This window comes from Mycobacterium sp. 1245852.3 (genome assembly GCF_001669335.1).
Lineage (GTDB): Bacteria > Actinomycetota > Actinomycetes > Mycobacteriales > Mycobacteriaceae > Mycobacterium > Mycobacterium europaeum_A.
Genome location: NZ_LZLL01000072.1, coordinates 1 through 2,101, shown reverse-complemented (window position 1 = coordinate 2,101; position 2,101 = coordinate 1). Strand labels below are relative to the sequence as shown.

The window sequence follows — 2,101 nt, the reverse complement described above, 5'->3', positions numbered from 1 at the left end:
TCCGCGGGCCGCGCGGGACCCAGCCGCGAGCGCGACACGCACCCCGGCGCGGCCCAACCAGCCGACCGAGGCTCAGACCCACCGTTTCTCCGCGCAGGGCGGCCCGGGCGCACCCGGCCGTGACCGGCCGGCCGACCCACGCCCCGCCACCAATTCCGCGCCGCCGCAGACCCCCCACCGGCCACCGGCCACCGGTCCGGCGGCACCGCCGTCCGGCGATCAGACGCGGGCCATTCCGGTGCCCGGCAACCGTTCCGAGGACGGTGACGCCGCCGAACCCACCACCGCCCTGCCGAAAATGCGGTCGGAGGGCTCAGGCCCGAATGACCCGAACGCGGCCAGCGAGCAGGTGAACGCGCACGAGCAGAACGAAAACGGCGACCCGGCCCGGCAACGCCGACGCTCCGGCGGCGGACTGTCCGCGCAGGATCTGCTGCGCCGCGAGGGACGGCTGTAGCCGGTCACCCGGCGCAAGCGAAAAGTCTTGGGCCTCAGCCGGATGCGTTCTCGGGCTGGTCCGGTTCGGCCTGCAGGATCGCGGTCTGCTCGTCCGCTTCCTCGGTCTGTTTTTCGGCTTCCGCCTCTGGGTCCGGTGCCAGCAGCACGTGGATCGCATTGTTGAGGAATGCAACGGTCGGGACCGCCAGCAGGGCGCCGACGATGCCGGCCAGCACGCCGCCGGTAGAGATGGCGAGCACCACCCCGAGCGGGTGAATCGAGACCGCGCGGCCCATCACCAGCGGTTGCAGCAGGTGAGCCTCGATCTGGTTGACGGCGATCAGCAGGCCCAGCGTGATCAGCGCGTACACGATGCCCTTGGCCAGCAGCGCGACCACGACGGCCACCAGGCCCGAGACCAGGGCACCGACCAGCGGGATGAATGCGCCCAGGAACACGACCGATGCCAGCGGCAGCGCGAGGGGGATGCCCATGATCGCCAGACCGGTGCCGACCCCGGCGGCGTCGGTCAGCGCCACCAGGAAGGTGGCCCGCACGTATCCGATCAGCGATCCGTACCCGGCGTTGCCGGCCTCGTGCACCCGGTGCCGCACGTGCGACGGGACGATCTGCACGACGTACTGCCAGATGTTGCGGCCGCCGTAGAGGAAGAAGATCAGCGTGAACAGCACCAGCACCGCCGCCGTGACGAGCTCGGTGACGGTGGCCGCGGTGGACAGCGCGCCGCTGGTCAGCTTCGCCTGATTGTTGTGCAGCGCCTCGATGGCGGCGTTGCCCGCGCTGTCGATCTGTTCGTTGCGCAGGTGCGCGGGCCCGTGGATCAGCCAGCGGCGCGTCGACTCGATGCTGTGGGTCACCTGTTCGGTCAGGCCGGGCAGGCCGTCGATGAACTGCAGGATGACGAACGCCAGGATGCCGCCCAGGATGGCGAAGCCACCCAGCAACACCAGCGCCACCGCGCCACCGCGGGGCATGCCGCGTTTGTCCAGCCAGTCCACCACCGGCACCAGCAGCGCGCTCAGCAGCAGCGCCACCAGCACCGGAACGACGATGACTTCCAGCTTCTGCACTACCCACAGCAGGGCGAGCACGGCGATCAGGATGACGAGCAAACGCCAGGCCCAGGCGGCGGTCTTGCGGACAAGGGGTTCGACCGAGGCATCGTCGACGTTTGCTGACATTGGGCCAGCCTATCCGCAGCGGGGCGCCGTCAAACGTGTCCCGGCCGTGTCCGCGCGCGCCTGCGCGTCGCCCGGAGCCATCACCGTCGGCACGATCCGGTTACGACCCCGGAACGTCCGGGACACGGTAGGCGATGCGCAGCGATCCCGGCGCCACCTGCACCGTTACCCTAAATCACGTGCCGCACGACGCACCCGCCGATAAAACCACACCCCCGCGGGAGGTGCTCCCGCCTTCTTGCGCGGGCGAGACCCCGCGCGGGAAGTACTGGTGGGCGCGCTGGGTGATCCTGGGCGCGGTAGCGATCGTGCTCGCCGTCGAGGTTTCGCTGGGCTGGGATCAGCTGGCCAAGGCCTGGATGAGCCTGTACGAGGCGAACTGGTGGTGGCTGCTCGCCTCGGTGGCGGCGGCGGCCGCGTCGATGCACAGCTTCGCCCAGATCCAGCGCACGTTGCTCAGG

The 2,101-nt window shown here is 70.4% G+C and carries 1 protein-coding gene and 2 pseudogenes; 2 read left to right on the top strand and 1 reads right to left on the bottom strand.

Annotated features, from left to right (window positions below):
* Positions 1–457: pseudogene (locus A9W96_RS31980) on the top strand (hypothetical protein); the annotation flags it as partial.
* Between the two features lie 34 nt (positions 458–491).
* On the opposite strand, the gene A9W96_RS03230 reads toward A9W96_RS31980, so the two are convergent.
* Positions 492–1,640 carry an AI-2E family transporter gene (locus A9W96_RS03230; protein WP_067022101.1) on the bottom strand — a complete coding sequence of 383 codons (1,149 nt, stop codon included), beginning with the start codon at positions 1,638–1,640 and terminating at the stop codon, positions 492–494.
* 179 nt (positions 1,641–1,819) lie between these two features.
* Here A9W96_RS03230 and A9W96_RS30035 point away from each other — a divergent pair.
* Positions 1,820–2,101, top strand: a pseudogene (locus A9W96_RS30035) (TIGR00374 family protein); the annotation flags it as partial.